Below are 14,059 nucleotides of genomic sequence, written 5' to 3' on the forward strand. Positions count from 1 at the left end.
GGTTTTGCCTTGGGGCGGCCCGGCGGCAAAACCGCCTTCTTCTCGGTTTCGCGCGGTTTTCGGGCGCAGGCATGCGCTGCTACTCAGGCAGGAGTGCGGCATGGCTAGCGCCAAACGCGTCAGCGACGAACCCGCTTACATACTCCACCAGTACGACTGGAGTGAATCCAGCCTGATTCTGGAGGTGTTCACGCGCCATCGCGGGCGGGTGGCGCTGGCCGCCAAGGGGGTCAAGCGCCATACCTCCAACTTCCGGCCCGTGCTGCTGCCGCTGCAGCCGCTCAAGCTCAATTACAGCCTGGGTGCCGAGGGCAATGCCGAGATTCACACGCTCAAGGGCGCGGAGTGGGTGGGCGGCCATGTCATGCCCCAGGGCGATGCGCTGTGGTCGGGCATGTATCTGAACGAGCTGCTGCTGCGGCTGCTGGCGCGCGACGACCCCTATGCGGCGCTGTTCGACATCTATGCGGGCGTGGTGCGCGTGCTGGCCGGCCAGCATGGCGGCACGACCGAGGCCATTGAGCCCGTGCTGCGCGCCTTTGAACTGGTGCTGCTGCGCGAGCTGGGCCACCTGCCCGACCTGACCCAGGAAAGCACCACGTTAAGCGAGGTGCAGGCCGGTCTGCGCTACACCCTGGTGGCCGACGGCGGCCTGCGCCAGGCCTCGGAATACGAGCGCGCGGCGCTCACGGGCCGGCAGTGGCAGAGCATAGAGCTGGCACTGCAGGCCGACCAGCCTTTTCCCCGCACCCTCCATGCCCTGGCCGAGCCCGAAGTGGCCCAGGCCCTGAAGCCGCAATTGCGGAATCTTCTGCAATACCATTGCGGCTCAACCATGCTGCGCACCCGCCAGCTGATGATGGATCTGCAATCGCTATGAAACCTTCCGCCTCTTTGCGTACCGCGCTCTCGGTCAATGTCAACAAGGTGGCGCTGCTGCGCAATACCCGCCATCTGGGCATACCCTCGGTCACGCGTGCCGCAGAGATCTGCCTGCAAGCCGGCGCGCAGGGCATCACCATCCACCCGCGCCCCGACGAGCGCCATATCCGTGCCCAGGATGTGTTCGAACTGCACGATCTGCTCAAGAACTGGCCTGGCGCCGAGTTCAATATTGAAGGCAATCCCACGCAGAACCTGATGGAGTTCATACGCCGCACGCGTCCGCACCAGGCCACCTTCGTGCCCGACAGCGAAGACCAGTTCACCAGCGACCATGGCTGGAGCTTCCCGCAGGATGCCGAGCGCCTGGCGCCCCTGATCGCCGAGTGCAAGGCCCTGGGCGTGCGCGTGAGCCTGTTCATGGACCCTGTCCCCGAGCAGATGGCTGCGGCCAAGGCCGCGGGCGCGGACCGCGTGGAGCTGTATACCGAACCTTTCGCCGCCAACTGGGGCCAGGCCGGGCAGGAGCTCCAGCTGCAGGTCTATGCGAAGGCCGCACAGGCGGCGCTGGATGTGGGTCTGGGCATCAATGCCGGCCATGACCTGAACCGCGACAATCTCGCGGCCTTTGTGGCGCGCGTGCCGGGCCTGGCCGAGGTCTCCATCGGCCATGCGCTGATCGCCGATGCGCTGGAGCTGGGCTATGCCGAAACCGTCAAGGCCTACCAGGCCTGCATCGACGACGGAGTGGCGCGCCGGAAGTCCTGACAACATGGCTGCCCGTGCTTGAAGCATGGGCGCCAAAGCCCGGCTGGGCTGCGAAGGAGCAAGCAATGATCTACGGCATAGGCACGGATATCTGCGATGTGCGCCGCATCCGTGCCAGTCTGGAGCGGCATGGCGAGCGTTTTGCGCAAAAAGTGCTGGCCGATGGCGAACTGGCGACCTGGAAGGCCCGCAGCGAGCGCTGGCCCGAGCGCGGCATCCGCTATCTGGCCACGCGCTTTTCGGCCAAGGAAGCGTTCAGCAAGGCCATAGGCCTGGGCATGCGCATGCCCATGACCTGGAAGCTCTGCGAAGTCATCAAGCTGCCCAGCGGCCAGCCCGCGATCCGCCTGCATGGCGAGCTCAAGGAATGGTTCGAGCAGAAAGGGCTGCAGGCGCATCTTTCCGTGACCGACGAATCCGATTACGCGGCCAGCTTCTGCGTCGTCGAAAGAAAAGAGTGAAATTAGCCTCTGGTGCTTGATATATAGGCGCTGACAGCTATAGAAATTTTTAAATCATGAGCATGCACGCCCCTCTGATCATTGATATCGCAGGCACATCGCTGACCGATGTGGACCGCGCCCGTCTGGCCCACCCGCTGGTGGGCGGCATCATTCTTTTCAAGCGCAACTGGGAAGACCGCTGTGCGCTGGTGCAGCTGTGCGCCGACATCAAGGCCGTCAAGCCCGATCTGCTGATCTGCGTGGACCACGAGGGCGGCCGCGTGCAGCGCTTTCGCACCGACGGCTTCACGCATATCCCGCCCATGCGCGCCTTTGGCGAGCTGTGGATGGATGACGGCGTGCGCAGCGGCAAGGGCAAGAAATCCCGCGAAGGCAGCGGTGCCCTGCGCGCCATGAATGCTGCCACGGCGGCCGGATATGTGCTGGGCACGGAGCTGCGCGCCTGCGGTGTGGATTTCAGCTTCACGCCGGTGCTGGACCTGGATTACGGCGAAAGCAGCGTGATTGGCGACCGCAGCTTTCACCGCGACCCGCGCGTGGTGGCGGCCCTGGCCAAAAGCCTGATGCACGGCCTGCTGCAGGCGGGCATGGGCAATTGCGGCAAGCACTTCCCGGGCCACGGCTTCGTCAAGGCCGATTCGCATGTGGACATTCCCGTCGATACGCGCAGCCTCACGGCGATTCTCGGCGAAGACGCGGCTCCCTATCCCTGGCTGTCCAGCGTGCTCACGGCGATCATGCCGGCCCATGTGATCTACCCCAAGGTGGACAAGCGCCCTGCGGGCTTCAGCGAGAAATGGCTGAAGGACGTGCTGCGCGGCCGCCTGCGCTATGACGGCGCCATCTTCAGCGACGACCTGAGCATGGAGGGCGCTCGCCGCATCAACGGCCAGCTGATCGGCTACACCGACGCGGCCCTGGCCGCGCTCAATGCGGGCTGCGACATGGTGCTGCTGTGCAACCAGAGCCTGGGCCTGGGCGAGCATGTGGACGAGCTGCTGGACGGCATGGACGCGGCGCTGCGCGAGGGCCGCTGGCTGCCCGACGAGGATTCCGAAGCGCGCCGCCTGGCCTTGCTGCCCGAGACCGAACCCCAGACCTGGGACGATCTGATGCGCCAGCCCGCCTATCTGCAGGCGCTGGATCTGCTGCCCTGATCCAAGGCTCCCTGAGGCGCGCGCAGCGCCTTCCCCCAAGGGGACGACGCCTTCGGCTCGGCGTCCCCGCCGCGAGGCGGCTCTTGCTCGGCGTCCCTGGCGAAGGGGCGTCTCATGCGGAGGTGCTTAAGCTGCTTGCAGGGTAAACATTTCTGAGAATTTCTGGCTTAAGTCTGGCCTCAGTCAGCAGGCGTAAAGTGCTGGGCAAACACTCCACAGAAGAGGCCGCATGACCACCACAGCGCCAGCATCTGCTGCCCGGCTCAGCCGCATCCATGTTTTCAAGCAGGCCTTCGATCTGAGCCGGCCGTATTTCGTCTCCGATCAGAAAGCCAAGGCCTGGGGCCTGCTGGCCGCCATCGTGGCGCTGAATCTGGCGGCCGTGTTCATGCTGGTGCAGATCAACGAGTGGAACCGCGTGTTCTACGATGCGCTGCAGAACAAGCAGGCTGACGTGTTCTGGCAGCAGTTGTGGCGCTTTCTCTGGCTGGCTCTGGCCTATATCGTCATCGCGGTCTACAAGTTCTATCTGACCCAGCTGCTGCAGCTGAACTGGCGGCGCTGGCTCACCCAGCACATCATGGGGCGCTGGCTGGCCCACCAGGCGTTTTACCGGCTGGAGCTGGGGCGTTACGGATCTGGTGCGGGCAGGCGTGCGGGCGTGCCGGACAACCCCGACCAGCGCATCCAGGAAGACCTGAACCTCTTCACCACCTACACGGTCTCGCTGGTCATGGGCCTGCTCAATGCCTGCGTCACCTTTGTTAGCTTTGTCGGCATTCTCTGGGGCCTGAGCGCGGCCATGGATGTGAGCCTGCCGCAGCTGCTGGGCGGCGGCGAGCTGCATATTCCGGGCTTCATGGTCTGGATGGCCGTGCTCTACTGCCTGGCAGGCAGCGCCATCACCTTCTGGATAGGCAAGCCCCAGGTCTGGCTGAACAACCGCCAGCAGCAGCTGGAGGCCAATTTCCGCCACCACATGATCCGCGTGCGCGAGCATTCCGAAGCCATTGCGCTGGATGGCGGCGAGCGCGTGGAGGGAGCCCAGCTGTCGCTGCGCTTCTCGGATGCGCTGGCCAACTATCTGCAGCTGATCCGCAAGCAGAAGAACCTGGTCTGGTTCACCAATTTCTTCGGCCAGGCGGCCGTGGTGTTTCCTTTCATCATCGCGGCGCCGCGCTTTTTCAGCGGCGCCATCCAGCTGGGCCAGCTCATGCAGATTGCCTCGGCCTTCAACCAGGTGCAGGACTCGCTGAGCTGGATCGTCAACAACTACGCCGACATCGCGGCCTGGCGCGCCACCACCAATCGCCTGGGCGGCTTCGAGACCAGCTTGCAGGGCGAGGAGAGCGCGCACGACGGCGTCAGCCTGCAGAGCGGTGCGCGGTTGCTGGCCCAGGCACTGGAGGTGGATCTGCCCAGTGGCGAGCCCATCATGCGGGCCGGCGATCTCAGCGTGCAGCCCGGCGAGCGGCTGTTGATCAGCGGCCCCTCGGGCAGCGGCAAGTCCACGCTGCTGCGCGTGTTTGCGGGCATCTGGCCGTTCGCCAAGGGAAGGCTGCAGCGGCCCGCGGACGCCATGTTCATTCCCCAGCGTCCCTATTTCCCCGACGGCAGCCTGCGCGATGCGCTGGCCTATCCCGAGCCCGCCTCGCACTATGCCGATACGGCGCTGGAGCAGGCGCTGATAGACGCGCAGCTGCCGCGGCTGGTGGGTCAGCTGGACCGGCAGGCCGCCTGGAATGCGGTGCTCTCGGGCGGCGAGCGCCAGCGTCTGGCGATTGCGCGCGTGCTGCTCAAGCGCCCGGCCTGGGTGTTTGCCGACGAGGCCAGCAGCGCGCTGGACGGCCCGGCCGAGGCCGAGGTCTATGCGCGCCTGGTGCAACTGGTGAACGAGCGCGGCGGGGCGCTGGTTTCCGTGGCCCACCGCGACAGCGTGGCGCGCTTTCACGAGACGCGCTGGCTGCTCGATGCCGAAACCGGCAAGGTCTGCGCGACCGCTCTTTCCGCCATGGTCTAAGAGCATGTTTCCAGTGTTTTGATCCGCGCGCCAGGGTGCAAACCGGCCTGCGGCGTGGGATGATGATGGCCGGCCCTGATTTTTGTAGGACCTGCGCCGAGCCGGGCGCTGCCGAGGCGGTTTGGCCTTGGTCGTACCCGGTGGGTGCAGTCCATGTTGGAGAGCTTGCGAATGCGTGTTGGTGTGCTGACCGGCGGCGGCGACTGCCCCGGTCTGAATGCGGTGATCCGTGCGGTCACCAAGTCCTTGATCAACCATGGCCAGTGCGAGGTGCTGGGCATTGCCGACGGCTTTGAAGGCCTGATGGGCAAGAAGCCCCATGTCAAGCCCTTGAGCTGGGACGAGGTCAGCGGCATCCTGCATCTGGGCGGCACCATCTTGGGCACCAGCAACAGCGCCAATCCGCTGCGCGACGAGGCGACGCTGGAGCAGGTGGAACGCAATGTAAAGACGCTGGGCCTGGATGTGGTGGTGGTCATAGGCGGCGACGGCACCATGAGCCTGGCCCACGGCCTGCGCCGGATCGGCCTGCACTGCGTGGGCGTGCCCAAGACCATTGACAACGACATCGCCAACTGCGAGCGCAGCTTCGGCTTCGATACCGCCGTGGCCACGGTGGCGGAAAGCCTGCGCCGCATAGAGAACACGGCCATGAGTCATCACCGCGTGATGATCGTGGAGACCATGGGGCGCCACGCGGGCTGGCTGGCGCTGGAGTCCGGCATTGCGGGCGCGGCCGACATCATTCTGCTGCCGGAGATCGACTACGACCTGCAGACCATCATCCAGGTCTGCCAGAAGCGCGAGCAGCGCCAGCGCTACACCATCATCTGCATAGGCGAGGGTGCCAAGGAAAGCGGCCAGAATCTGACGGTGCGCGAGCGCATCGAGGCCAGCCCCGATCCGGTGCGCCTGGGCGGCGTGGGCCATGTGCTGCGCGAACGTCTGCAGCCCCATCTCAAGAGCGAGGTGCGGACCACGGTGCTGGGCCATGTGCAGCGCGGCGGCGATCCCACGCCGTTCGACCGCGTGCTGGCCACGCAGTTCGGCCACCATGCGGCGCAGCTGGTGCAGAGCGGTCGGCTGGGCCATATGGTCACGCTGCAGAACGGCAGGATAGGCAGCGTGGCGATCGCTGATGTGGCCAACACCCAGCGCACCGTGCCGCTGGACAGTCCTTTGCTGACCATGGCGCGCGATATCGGGATTTGCTTTGGCGAGGCCTGAGCTGCGCTAAGGTGTGAGCTTGTGCGCACTTTTTTGTCTGCGCAGCGGAGATACACAGCATGGACCGACATGAAGAAGCCGTGATGCAATTGCTCACGGCCAACGGTGAAACCTTTGTGGCCCCCAAGTACGAGGTGGCCGACGGCTGGCAATGCCCGGCCTTTGTGGCTCTGCGCCCCGCGCGCCGCCAGGTCTATGTGGTGGAGGTGTCGGCCTCCGGTTATCCGCTGGCGCTGGTCAACCGTCTCAATGAAAGAGTCGAGAAGTGGTATGCGCCGCTGCTGTCCCAGCTGCACGGACTGGGTATCACCCAGTCCGACTGGGAGATTGGCTGCCTGGTGTTCGTGCGCGGCGATCAGGCCGACTGGCTCAGGGAGCGCGTCAAGGATTTGAGCGGGGTGCATGTGCTGAGCCTGGAGCAGGCCAGCAGCCCTTGGAACTGGGGCGATGCGGTCTGGACCGCCGAGATGGAGTTTGCGGGCGGTGTCATCCCCCAGCGGACTCTCAGGCCCTCGGGTCTGGCGCATTGATGGCGCCCCCCTGGAGCACACCGCTTTTTCCAACCCGCCGCGCAGCCGCCGCGGTACTTTCTCGATCATGTCTATGAATAAAGCCCTGTTTATTGCCGCGGCAATCTTGGCCATCTGCCACAACGCATCGGCCGGCAACTGGGAGAGCTGCGATCTCAAGGTGCAGGTGCGCGACAAGCAGAGCAATCGCGCGGAATTGCAGACCCGGGTGATCGAGGCCAAACCCCAGGCCCAGGCCGAATGCCCGCAGCCCGGTTCGGCGCTGAGCTTCAGGCCCGAGGCCGAGGACTACCAGAGCGAGCTGCCGCGCAGCCAGTGGCCCCGGCCCGGCAAGACGGTGAACGTGCGCTACCGCTATCTCGATGGCGAATGCAAGGAGCGCGGCCCCTGCCGCATACAGCATTACTCGCCGGTATTGCGCTGAAACCCGGTTCGCTCAAGCGCTATGCGCTGCTGATTGGTTCGCGATATCGGGGGCTCGAGGCCTGCCCGAAGCTCTGCGCTAGAATGCGGCCCGGGCTGAGAGGCCGCCCATCTCGCAAAAGCAGACGCACCTTCATCATCGTTCAGCGCAAGCATCCTGCTTGCATACCAATCCGGGCACGCAGCGAGGCAAGTCCAGCACACAGGAGTTGGTATGCCTACCCCAGCCTTATTCCATCCGTTTGAATCCCGCGCGCCGGAGCGCGTGGTGGCCTTGCTGCGCGCGGCCAAGCTGCTGCATCGCGATGCCGTGGCCGATTCGCGCGCGCAAGCTCTGCCTGTGCTCAGGCGTCTGCTGTCCAGCCAGGTACTGCAGGGTCTGAGTCTGCCGCAGCTGTTTGCGCAAAAAGCCATGGTCCAGCGCAAACATGTGCTGCTGATGCTGGGCAGGGAAGCGGGCTTTGACGACTGGGCCGGCTATCGTGAGGTGCTGGCCGACAGCGCGGCCCCGGTCCATATGCCTTTGGAGGCTGTGGCCCTTAAGGCGGGCTATCCCAATCACTGGTTCTCCACGCCCGAGCAGGCCATGGCCCATGCCGCAGAGCAGGGCGGGCAGGTGGTGCAGGTGGGCACGCAGGCCGTGGTGCTGCCGCAGCAGCCGGAGTGCCCAGTGGGCATTGAGGCTGGCCTATGATCGGGGCCCTGGCGTAGATGGCTCCGCCGGGGCTTTTTTCATGGCGCACCAGCCTGGCGCCACACCTGCAGGATGCATTGATGACCACCTTAGGAACACCTCTCTCTCCCAATGCCACCAAAGTCATGCTGCTGGGCAGCGGCGAACTGGGCAAGGAAGTGCTGATGGCGCTGCAGCGCCTGGGCGTGGAGACGATTGCCGTGGACCGCTACGAGAATGCGCCCGGCCAGCAGGTCTCCCACCATGCGCGCACCATCACCATGAGCGATCCGGTGCAGCTCAGGGCGCTGATCGAGGACGAAAAGCCCGACCTGGTCGTGCCCGAGATCGAGGCCATTGCCACGCCCGTGCTGGAAGAGCTGGAGGCCGCAGGCGTCATCACCTGCATTCCCACGGCCCGGGCAACGCGTCTGACCATGGACCGCGAAGGCATTCGCCGCCTGGCGGCCGAGACCCTGGGTCTGGCCACCAGTCCTTACCGCTTTTGTGACTCGCTGGCCGAGCTGCAGGCTGCCATCGACGGCAGCGACGGACAGCCGGCCATCGGCTACCCCTGCGTGGTCAAGCCCGTGATGAGCAGCTCGGGCAAGGGCCAGAGCAAGATCGACGCTCCGGCCGATGTGGCCAAGGCCTGGGACTACGCCATGGCCGGTGGCCGCGTGGCCAAGGGTCGGGTGATCGTCGAGGGCTTTATCGACTTCGACTATGAAATCACCCAGCTCACCGTGCGCGCCAAGGGCGCCGACGGTCAGGTCCAGACGCATTTCTGCGACCCCATAGGCCATATCCAGCAGGCCGGCGACTATGTGGAAAGCTGGCAGCCCCAGCCCATGCATGCGGCAGCCCTGGAACAGGCACGTCGGATCGCCAAGGCCGTGACCGACGATCTGGGCGGTCTGGGCCTGTTCGGCGTGGAGCTGTTCGTCAAGGGCGAGCAGGTCTGGTTCAGCGAGGTCTCGCCACGTCCTCACGACACGGGCCTGGTCACGCTGGCCACTCAGTGGCAAAGCGAGTTCGAGCTGCATGCACGCGCGATTCTGGGCCTGCCCGTGGATGCCAGCCTGCGCAATCCCGGTGCCAGCGCCGTGATCTACGGCGGCCAGGACGCCCAAGGCCTGGTGTTTGACGGCGTGGCCGAGGCCCTGGCCGTGTCCGGCGCGGACCTGCGTCTGTTCGGCAAGCCCGAGAGCTTCGTCAAGCGCCGCATGGGCGTGGCGCTGGCGCGCGCCGAGGATCTGGAGCAGGCGCGCACGAACGCCAAGCTGGCGGCCAGCAAGGTCAGGCCGCGTCTGCCCTGAGGCAGGTAGCAAAAAAGGGCTTCGCAAGAAGCCCTTTTTGCTGCAGCCGGCAGCGCTTCAGGTTGCGGCCCTGCCGTTTTCGCCGGCGCTGCTCGGCGTGGTCAGCGCAATGGCGCAGGCCTCCTCGTTACTCGTGGCCGGGGTGTTTTCCGTCGCGGTCGGCATGCCGCCCTTCCAGCGGCGGAGCACGCGCTGGAAGATCAGGGAATTCGGAATCTGCAGCAGATTGGGCATGCCTTCGGGAGCGCTGTCGTCCTGCAGCGTGGTGTAGAGCATGTTCAGGTCGATCACGCGGCCCTTGGCGCCGGGCTTGTCGGCCGAGTCCAGCAGCTCGATATGGTCGCCGAGCCTGAACGGACCGACGGTGACGATGAGCATGGCGCAGAACAGATTGGACAGCACGCTCCAGGCCGCGAAAAAAGCCACGGCGCCGACGGTGGCAAAGCCCGTGAAGGCCGTCCACAGCACGGTGGCCGACATGCCAAGGCGTTCCAGAACGGCCAGCACGGCGCCACCGATGATGATCCAGCGGAACACGCCGCGCAGCGGCAGCAGCAGCTCGTGCGGCAGGTCATAGGCCTGGCCCACGCGTGAGATGATGCGTTTGAGCAGCCGGTTGATCAGCCAGGCCACCAGGATGATGAGAAAAATCTGGGCCCCAGGGATCAGGACTTCCAGCCATTCCTGCATCCATTCGGGCAGGCTCATTTGAAAACGACGCATAACCAAGACCATAAAAAAAGCCAGGAGGGCATCCTAGCGGTTCTTGGCGGCCAAGCGGATCAAAGCTGCCGCTGTTCGACGGTATCCATCTGCATCTCGAAGCTGAAGAAGCGGTTGCGCCCCTGGGTCTTGGCCGCATACAGGGCTTCGTCGGCGCGCATCAGCATGGATTCGGCGCTGGTGTGCTCGTCGGGAATGCAGGTGGTGATGCCGCCGGACAGGGTCAGCTGCAGGTCTTCCGTGGCTCCAGGCGGGCGGATCTTGAGGAACTTCAGCATCTGGCCCAGGGCACGCGCAAAAGTCATGGAGCCCGAACGCGGTGTGTTCGGCAGGATCAGCGCGAACTCCTCGCCGCCATAGCGTGCGGCGATATCGCGCGGGCGTACGCAGACTTCGCGCAGCAGGCGGCCCACCTGTTTCAGACATTCGTCACCCTGCACATGGCCGTGGGTGTCGTTGAACTGCTTGAAGTGGTCCAGGTCGCAGAGCATCAGCGTCAGCGGCTTGCCTTCGCGCCGCGCGGCCGCGATCTCCGCATGCAGAATCCGGTCCATGCCGCGGCGGTTGACCAGGCCGGTGAGGGCATCGAGCTCGACCATTTCGTTGAGCTTCTGGTTGGCCAGATGCAGTTCCGCGGACACAGTCACCAGGCGGCGGCGCATGTCCAGCAGGCGGCGCATGGCGCGCAGCTTGGCCACCAGCACGATGGGCTTGACGGGCTTGACCAGGTAGTCGTCGCCGCCGGCCTCGATGCCGCGCCAGACGTCGAGGTCGTTGTCCAGGCCGGACAGGAAGATGATGGGAGTCCACTCTCCGGGCTCGGCCTCGCGCAGCTGGCGGGCCACCCAGTAGCCGTCTTCGCCGGGCAGGCGGATGTCGAGCAGCACCAGATCGGGACGTCCGCTGCTGAACAGGGCCAGCGCGGCGCGGCCGTTTTCCGCTTCCAGCACCCGGGTCACGCCCGCCTGGCGCAGCTCGGCCACCAGGGCCGCGCGCATCATGGCCTGATCCTCCACCACCAGTACGGAGAAAGGTGCGGAAGACTCGGGCGAGCCAAAGTTGGCGCCGCTGGATTCTGTGGCCGAAGACGCCAAAGCGGGAGGCTGCAAGACTGTCATGAGGCAGAGGAAAGAACGCAAGCCAGTGCGAAGACCGTAGGCATTGGCAGCATGTTCATGTAAGTTATCGTTACTTTATACGCTATTTTCAAAAAATAAGCGTGCCGTGCCCAGGATTGCGCAGGGGTTTGATCTGGCTCGTCTTCAAGCCAGTGGCAGGCTGCTTTGGGCGCGGCAGGCCGCGTCATGCCAGGCCACGAACTCGCTGGCCTCGGCACAGGACTCGGGGTTGCCCAGCCGCATCACAAAGCGGCAGGCCGCGAACCTGGCGGCCGCCTGTTCGTAGTCGCTCACCCATTGCTGGCGGGCCGGCAGGCGCTGCGCCTCCAGGGGCCAGCCGCGCTCCATGGTGGACAGGCCGCTCATCTTCATGCGCCAGGGCTTGGCGCTGACGCGTGCGCGAAAGCACTGCTGCCGTTCGCAAAGCATGGCGTAGAGCGGGTCCACGCGCAGGCCCTCGAACAGGGTCTTGACCTCGGGGGCCTGGGCATGGAGGAGGGCGTGGGTCACGATGACGCGCAGGCCCTTGGGGGTTTCGTAGACGCGCAGGCCCCAGTCGGGGTGCTGTTGGGACAGATTCCGGATGTGCTCCAGCGCGGTCTGGCGCGGGGGCAGGGCCTTGGCGCCGGCGCTGCGGTCGCGCGCCCAGCTTTGCCAGCGGCGCAGGCAGAACAGGCCCAGCGCTGCCGCGGCGACGACGCCGATCAGCATGCGCGCATCCCAGGCGGCCGGTTGTGTCGCGGTGACGGCGAGCGCGGCCAACAGCAGCAGGCTGGACAGCCATGGCAGGCTGGCGGGCCTGGCCGGTACCGGGTAGTCCATATCGGCAATGGCCACCTGCTCGGTGTTCAGGCAATGGGCGCCATAGCTGTTGCGCGTCAGCACGGTGTTGCCGCGGCGCTCCAGCACCTCCTCGCGGATGGGCGTGGCGCCATCGAGTCCGTATTCGCCGCGCCACTCCATGCGCTCGAAGCTCGCATCCGGATTTCGCGTCTTGGGTGCGGCCAGCAAAGCGTCGAGTGCTTGTTGCGCCCGCTGCCGGGCATGGGTTTCGGCTTCCTGCTGGCTGTGGTCGGACCAGCCCCAACGCTGGACGGTAGCGCCGTGGCGTTGGCCGGTTGCATGGCGCAGCCGCGCTTGCGCCCAGTATTGAGGGATATGCATGGTGGGCCAGTATAGCCACGGACCGTGACCGGCCGGTTTTATGCATTGCCGCTGAAAACAGCTGGCAGCCCTTGCTGGTAAAGGGCTGGCAGCTATGGTTCGGAAAGCGATGAGGCTTGCTGTGCGCGGCGCAGTGCGAAGAGCAGGACGATGTCGCCGGTGATGCTCAGAGGGCCAGCAGGGATTGGATGAACGGGCACGGGGCTTCGGTTTGCATGGGTGCGGGCGCGGCAGGCATGAAGGGCCAGGATCCAGGCCGCCTATAAGGCTTGAATGGGTGCGAACGGCAGGTAATCGACCTGCGCGTCGCGCACGACGATTGCCGTGGACTCGGGCACCTGGGCCCAGGCCTGCGGCAGATCGACCAGAGGTTCGGAAACAATCAAATACGCATCGTCGCCGACGGCCGCGATGCGCGGGTCGTCGGGGTAGAGCGCGTGAAGATGTTTGAAGGAGGTGCTGTGATAGAGCGAGCGCGGCGACTGGCCTTCGCTCGCGTAGCGCACGGCCACCAGTTGCTCGCCATCGCTGGCGCACACGGTCATGCTGAGCGGGTGTGCTATCCCATACCGGCGCGCCGTGGCCTCGACAAAGCCCGCCATGCGCGCGATGGCCGGCACCGGATCGCGCTCCAGCCCGAAAGTCATGGCCAGAAGGAACATGGTCTCCGAGTCCGTCGAGCCCTCCAGCGAAGCGAAGAGCTGCGGATCGATGGCCACGAGCAGATCGCGCCGCACGAGAGGAAAGTCCTCGATCATCCCGTTGTGCATGAACATCCAGCGCCGGTGGCGGAACGGATGGCAGTTGGTCTCCTGCACCGGCGTATGCGTCGCCGCGCGAACATGCGCAAGAAACATGGGCGCCGAGATGGCGCGAGCCAGCTCGCGCAAGTTGTGATCGCGCCAGGCCGGCTGGATGCTGCGATAGCGGAAGGGCATATCGTGCGGATGCTGGTACCAGCCCAGCCCGAAGCCGTCGCCATTGGTCGTCGTCGCACCCAGCCTCGAATGCAGGCTTTGGTCGATCAGCGAATGGCGCGCATGGAACAGCATCGTTTCCAGAGAAACAGGATTGCCCGTATAGGCTAGCCAACGACACATGGCGCTCTCCTCGCTTCGGCAAGACTGGCCCGGCCTGGCACCGCCGCATGCCGCCGGCATCTGCCGGGGCACGCGTCAATCAGGTGGCTGCTGCAGACTCATCCATGAGCCGCGCCGGGTGCACATCCAGTTCGGTCACCCCACGTCGAGCCGATTTGTCCGGTCCATGCATGTCCGACCTCCAGCAGATGTCCTGGATGAGCAGGGTCTCTACTGTATCTGACCGGATCCATAAAAAAACATGGCCCGCAATGCGAGCCGTGAGCGGGCCTATGGATAAAAGCTCCGTGCCCTGGGCGCCGAAGATCCTGGTGGTTACCGCGGTACAGGGACGGAACAGCGCCGGGTCACCGGCTTGTGTAGACCCCATGAAAATAGCTGCGATCCCTTTGCATTCAAGGGATGGCAGCTATGGTTTCATCTGTGCCGGCTTAGGGCTAAGCGGCGGGCGTGGTCGCTTTTTTGATAGCTGGTAGCGCTTGTATTGATTG

At 65.2% G+C, this 14,059-nt stretch carries 14 protein-coding genes; 10 read left to right on the top strand and 4 right to left on the bottom strand.

The window, feature by feature from the left end:
* The first annotated feature begins 100 nt into the window (after positions 1-100).
* From recO to purT, 10 genes are all read left to right on the top strand, one after another.
* Positions 101-880, top strand: coding sequence for a DNA repair protein RecO (recO, locus tag AB6724_RS00385; RefSeq protein ID WP_369336520.1), 780 nt, complete (start codon positions 101-103; stop codon positions 878-880).
* Positions 877-1,650, top strand: a complete 774-nt coding sequence (locus tag AB6724_RS00390; protein ID WP_369336521.1) for a pyridoxine 5'-phosphate synthase — start codon at positions 877-879, stop codon at positions 1,648-1,650. The genes recO and AB6724_RS00390 overlap by 4 nt, the downstream gene beginning before the upstream one ends.
* Positions 1,651-1,715: 65 nt before the next feature.
* Positions 1,716-2,111 carry a holo-ACP synthase gene (acpS, locus tag AB6724_RS00395; protein ID WP_369336522.1) on the top strand — a complete coding sequence of 132 codons (396 nt, stop codon included), beginning with the start codon at positions 1,716-1,718 and terminating at the stop codon, positions 2,109-2,111.
* 56 nt (positions 2,112-2,167) lie between these two features.
* Positions 2,168-3,271, top strand: coding sequence for a beta-N-acetylhexosaminidase (gene nagZ / locus AB6724_RS00400; protein WP_369336523.1), 1,104 nt, complete (start codon positions 2,168-2,170; stop codon positions 3,269-3,271).
* Positions 3,272-3,500: 229 nt separating this feature from the next.
* Positions 3,501-5,291 (top strand): ABC transporter ATP-binding protein/permease, encoded by a 1,791-nt coding sequence (locus AB6724_RS00405; protein ID WP_369336524.1) that lies wholly within the window; start codon positions 3,501-3,503, stop codon positions 5,289-5,291.
* 171 nt (positions 5,292-5,462) lie between these two features.
* Positions 5,463-6,518, top strand: coding sequence for a 6-phosphofructokinase (locus AB6724_RS00410; protein WP_369336525.1), 1,056 nt, complete (start codon positions 5,463-5,465; stop codon positions 6,516-6,518).
* Positions 6,519-6,577: 59 nt separating this feature from the next.
* A complete protein-coding gene (locus tag AB6724_RS00415) occupies positions 6,578-7,048 on the top strand; it encodes a hypothetical protein (RefSeq protein ID WP_369336526.1) in 471 nt (156 codons plus the stop codon).
* A 67-nt stretch (positions 7,049-7,115) separates the two neighbouring features.
* Complete coding sequence (locus AB6724_RS00420) at positions 7,116-7,472, top strand: hypothetical protein (RefSeq protein ID WP_369336527.1); 357 nt, start codon at positions 7,116-7,118, stop codon at positions 7,470-7,472.
* Positions 7,473-7,685: 213 nt separating this feature from the next.
* Complete coding sequence (locus tag AB6724_RS00425) at positions 7,686-8,165, top strand: hypothetical protein (protein ID WP_369336528.1); 480 nt, start codon at positions 7,686-7,688, stop codon at positions 8,163-8,165.
* Positions 8,166-8,245: 80 nt separating this feature from the next.
* Positions 8,246-9,463 carry a formate-dependent phosphoribosylglycinamide formyltransferase gene (purT, locus tag AB6724_RS00430; RefSeq protein WP_369336529.1) on the top strand — a complete coding sequence of 406 codons (1,218 nt, stop codon included), beginning with the start codon at positions 8,246-8,248 and terminating at the stop codon, positions 9,461-9,463.
* A 57-nt stretch (positions 9,464-9,520) separates the two neighbouring features.
* Here the strand turns inward: purT and AB6724_RS00435 are convergent, their stop codons facing one another.
* The 4 genes from AB6724_RS00435 to AB6724_RS00450 all read right to left on the bottom strand — a co-directional run bounded on the left by AB6724_RS00435 (position 9,521) and on the right by AB6724_RS00450 (position 13,568).
* Positions 9,521-10,186: a mechanosensitive ion channel family protein gene (locus AB6724_RS00435; protein ID WP_369336530.1), complete on the bottom strand. Its 666-nt coding sequence runs from the start codon at positions 10,184-10,186 to the stop codon at positions 9,521-9,523.
* 59 nt (positions 10,187-10,245) lie between these two features.
* Entirely contained in the window at positions 10,246-11,304 is a 1,059-nt protein-coding gene (locus AB6724_RS00440; protein WP_369336531.1) for a diguanylate cyclase domain-containing protein, read from the bottom strand.
* 144 nt (positions 11,305-11,448) lie between these two features.
* Positions 11,449-12,468, bottom strand: a complete 1,020-nt coding sequence (locus tag AB6724_RS00445; protein ID WP_369336532.1) for a hypothetical protein — start codon at positions 12,466-12,468, stop codon at positions 11,449-11,451.
* A gap of 260 nt (positions 12,469-12,728) precedes the next feature.
* Positions 12,729-13,568: a class II glutamine amidotransferase gene (locus tag AB6724_RS00450; protein ID WP_369336533.1), complete on the bottom strand. Its 840-nt coding sequence runs from the start codon at positions 13,566-13,568 to the stop codon at positions 12,729-12,731.
* Positions 13,569-14,059 lie beyond the last annotated feature (491 nt).

Source organism: Comamonas guangdongensis (genome assembly GCF_041079535.1).
GTDB lineage: Bacteria > Pseudomonadota > Gammaproteobacteria > Burkholderiales > Burkholderiaceae_C > Comamonas > Comamonas guangdongensis.

What these genes read in the sequence shown, in the direction of transcription:
- AB6724_RS00420 (WP_369336527.1), top strand. Translation starts at nt 7,116, where the DNA reads ATGTCTATGAATAAAGCCCTGTTTATTGCCGCGGCAATCTTGGCCATC.
- AB6724_RS00415 (WP_369336526.1), top strand. Translation starts at nt 6,578, where the DNA reads ATGGACCGACATGAAGAAGCCGTGATGCAATTGCTCACGGCCAACGGT.
- AB6724_RS00435 (WP_369336530.1), bottom strand. Translation starts at nt 10,186, where the DNA reads ATGCGTCGTTTTCAAATGAGCCTGCCCGAATGGATGCAGGAATGGCTG.
- AB6724_RS00390 (WP_369336521.1), top strand. Translation starts at nt 877, where the DNA reads ATGAAACCTTCCGCCTCTTTGCGTACCGCGCTCTCGGTCAATGTCAAC.
- nagZ (WP_369336523.1), top strand. Translation starts at nt 2,168, where the DNA reads ATGAGCATGCACGCCCCTCTGATCATTGATATCGCAGGCACATCGCTG.
- AB6724_RS00425 (WP_369336528.1), top strand. Translation starts at nt 7,686, where the DNA reads ATGCCTACCCCAGCCTTATTCCATCCGTTTGAATCCCGCGCGCCGGAG.
- AB6724_RS00410 (WP_369336525.1), top strand. Translation starts at nt 5,463, where the DNA reads ATGCGTGTTGGTGTGCTGACCGGCGGCGGCGACTGCCCCGGTCTGAAT.
- AB6724_RS00405 (WP_369336524.1), top strand. Translation starts at nt 3,501, where the DNA reads ATGACCACCACAGCGCCAGCATCTGCTGCCCGGCTCAGCCGCATCCAT.
- AB6724_RS00440 (WP_369336531.1), bottom strand. Translation starts at nt 11,304, where the DNA reads ATGACAGTCTTGCAGCCTCCCGCTTTGGCGTCTTCGGCCACAGAATCC.
- purT (WP_369336529.1), top strand. Translation starts at nt 8,246, where the DNA reads ATGACCACCTTAGGAACACCTCTCTCTCCCAATGCCACCAAAGTCATG.
- acpS (WP_369336522.1), top strand. Translation starts at nt 1,716, where the DNA reads ATGATCTACGGCATAGGCACGGATATCTGCGATGTGCGCCGCATCCGT.
- AB6724_RS00450 (WP_369336533.1), bottom strand. Translation starts at nt 13,568, where the DNA reads ATGTGTCGTTGGCTAGCCTATACGGGCAATCCTGTTTCTCTGGAAACG.
- AB6724_RS00445 (WP_369336532.1), bottom strand. Translation starts at nt 12,468, where the DNA reads ATGCATATCCCTCAATACTGGGCGCAAGCGCGGCTGCGCCATGCAACC.
- recO (WP_369336520.1), top strand. Translation starts at nt 101, where the DNA reads ATGGCTAGCGCCAAACGCGTCAGCGACGAACCCGCTTACATACTCCAC.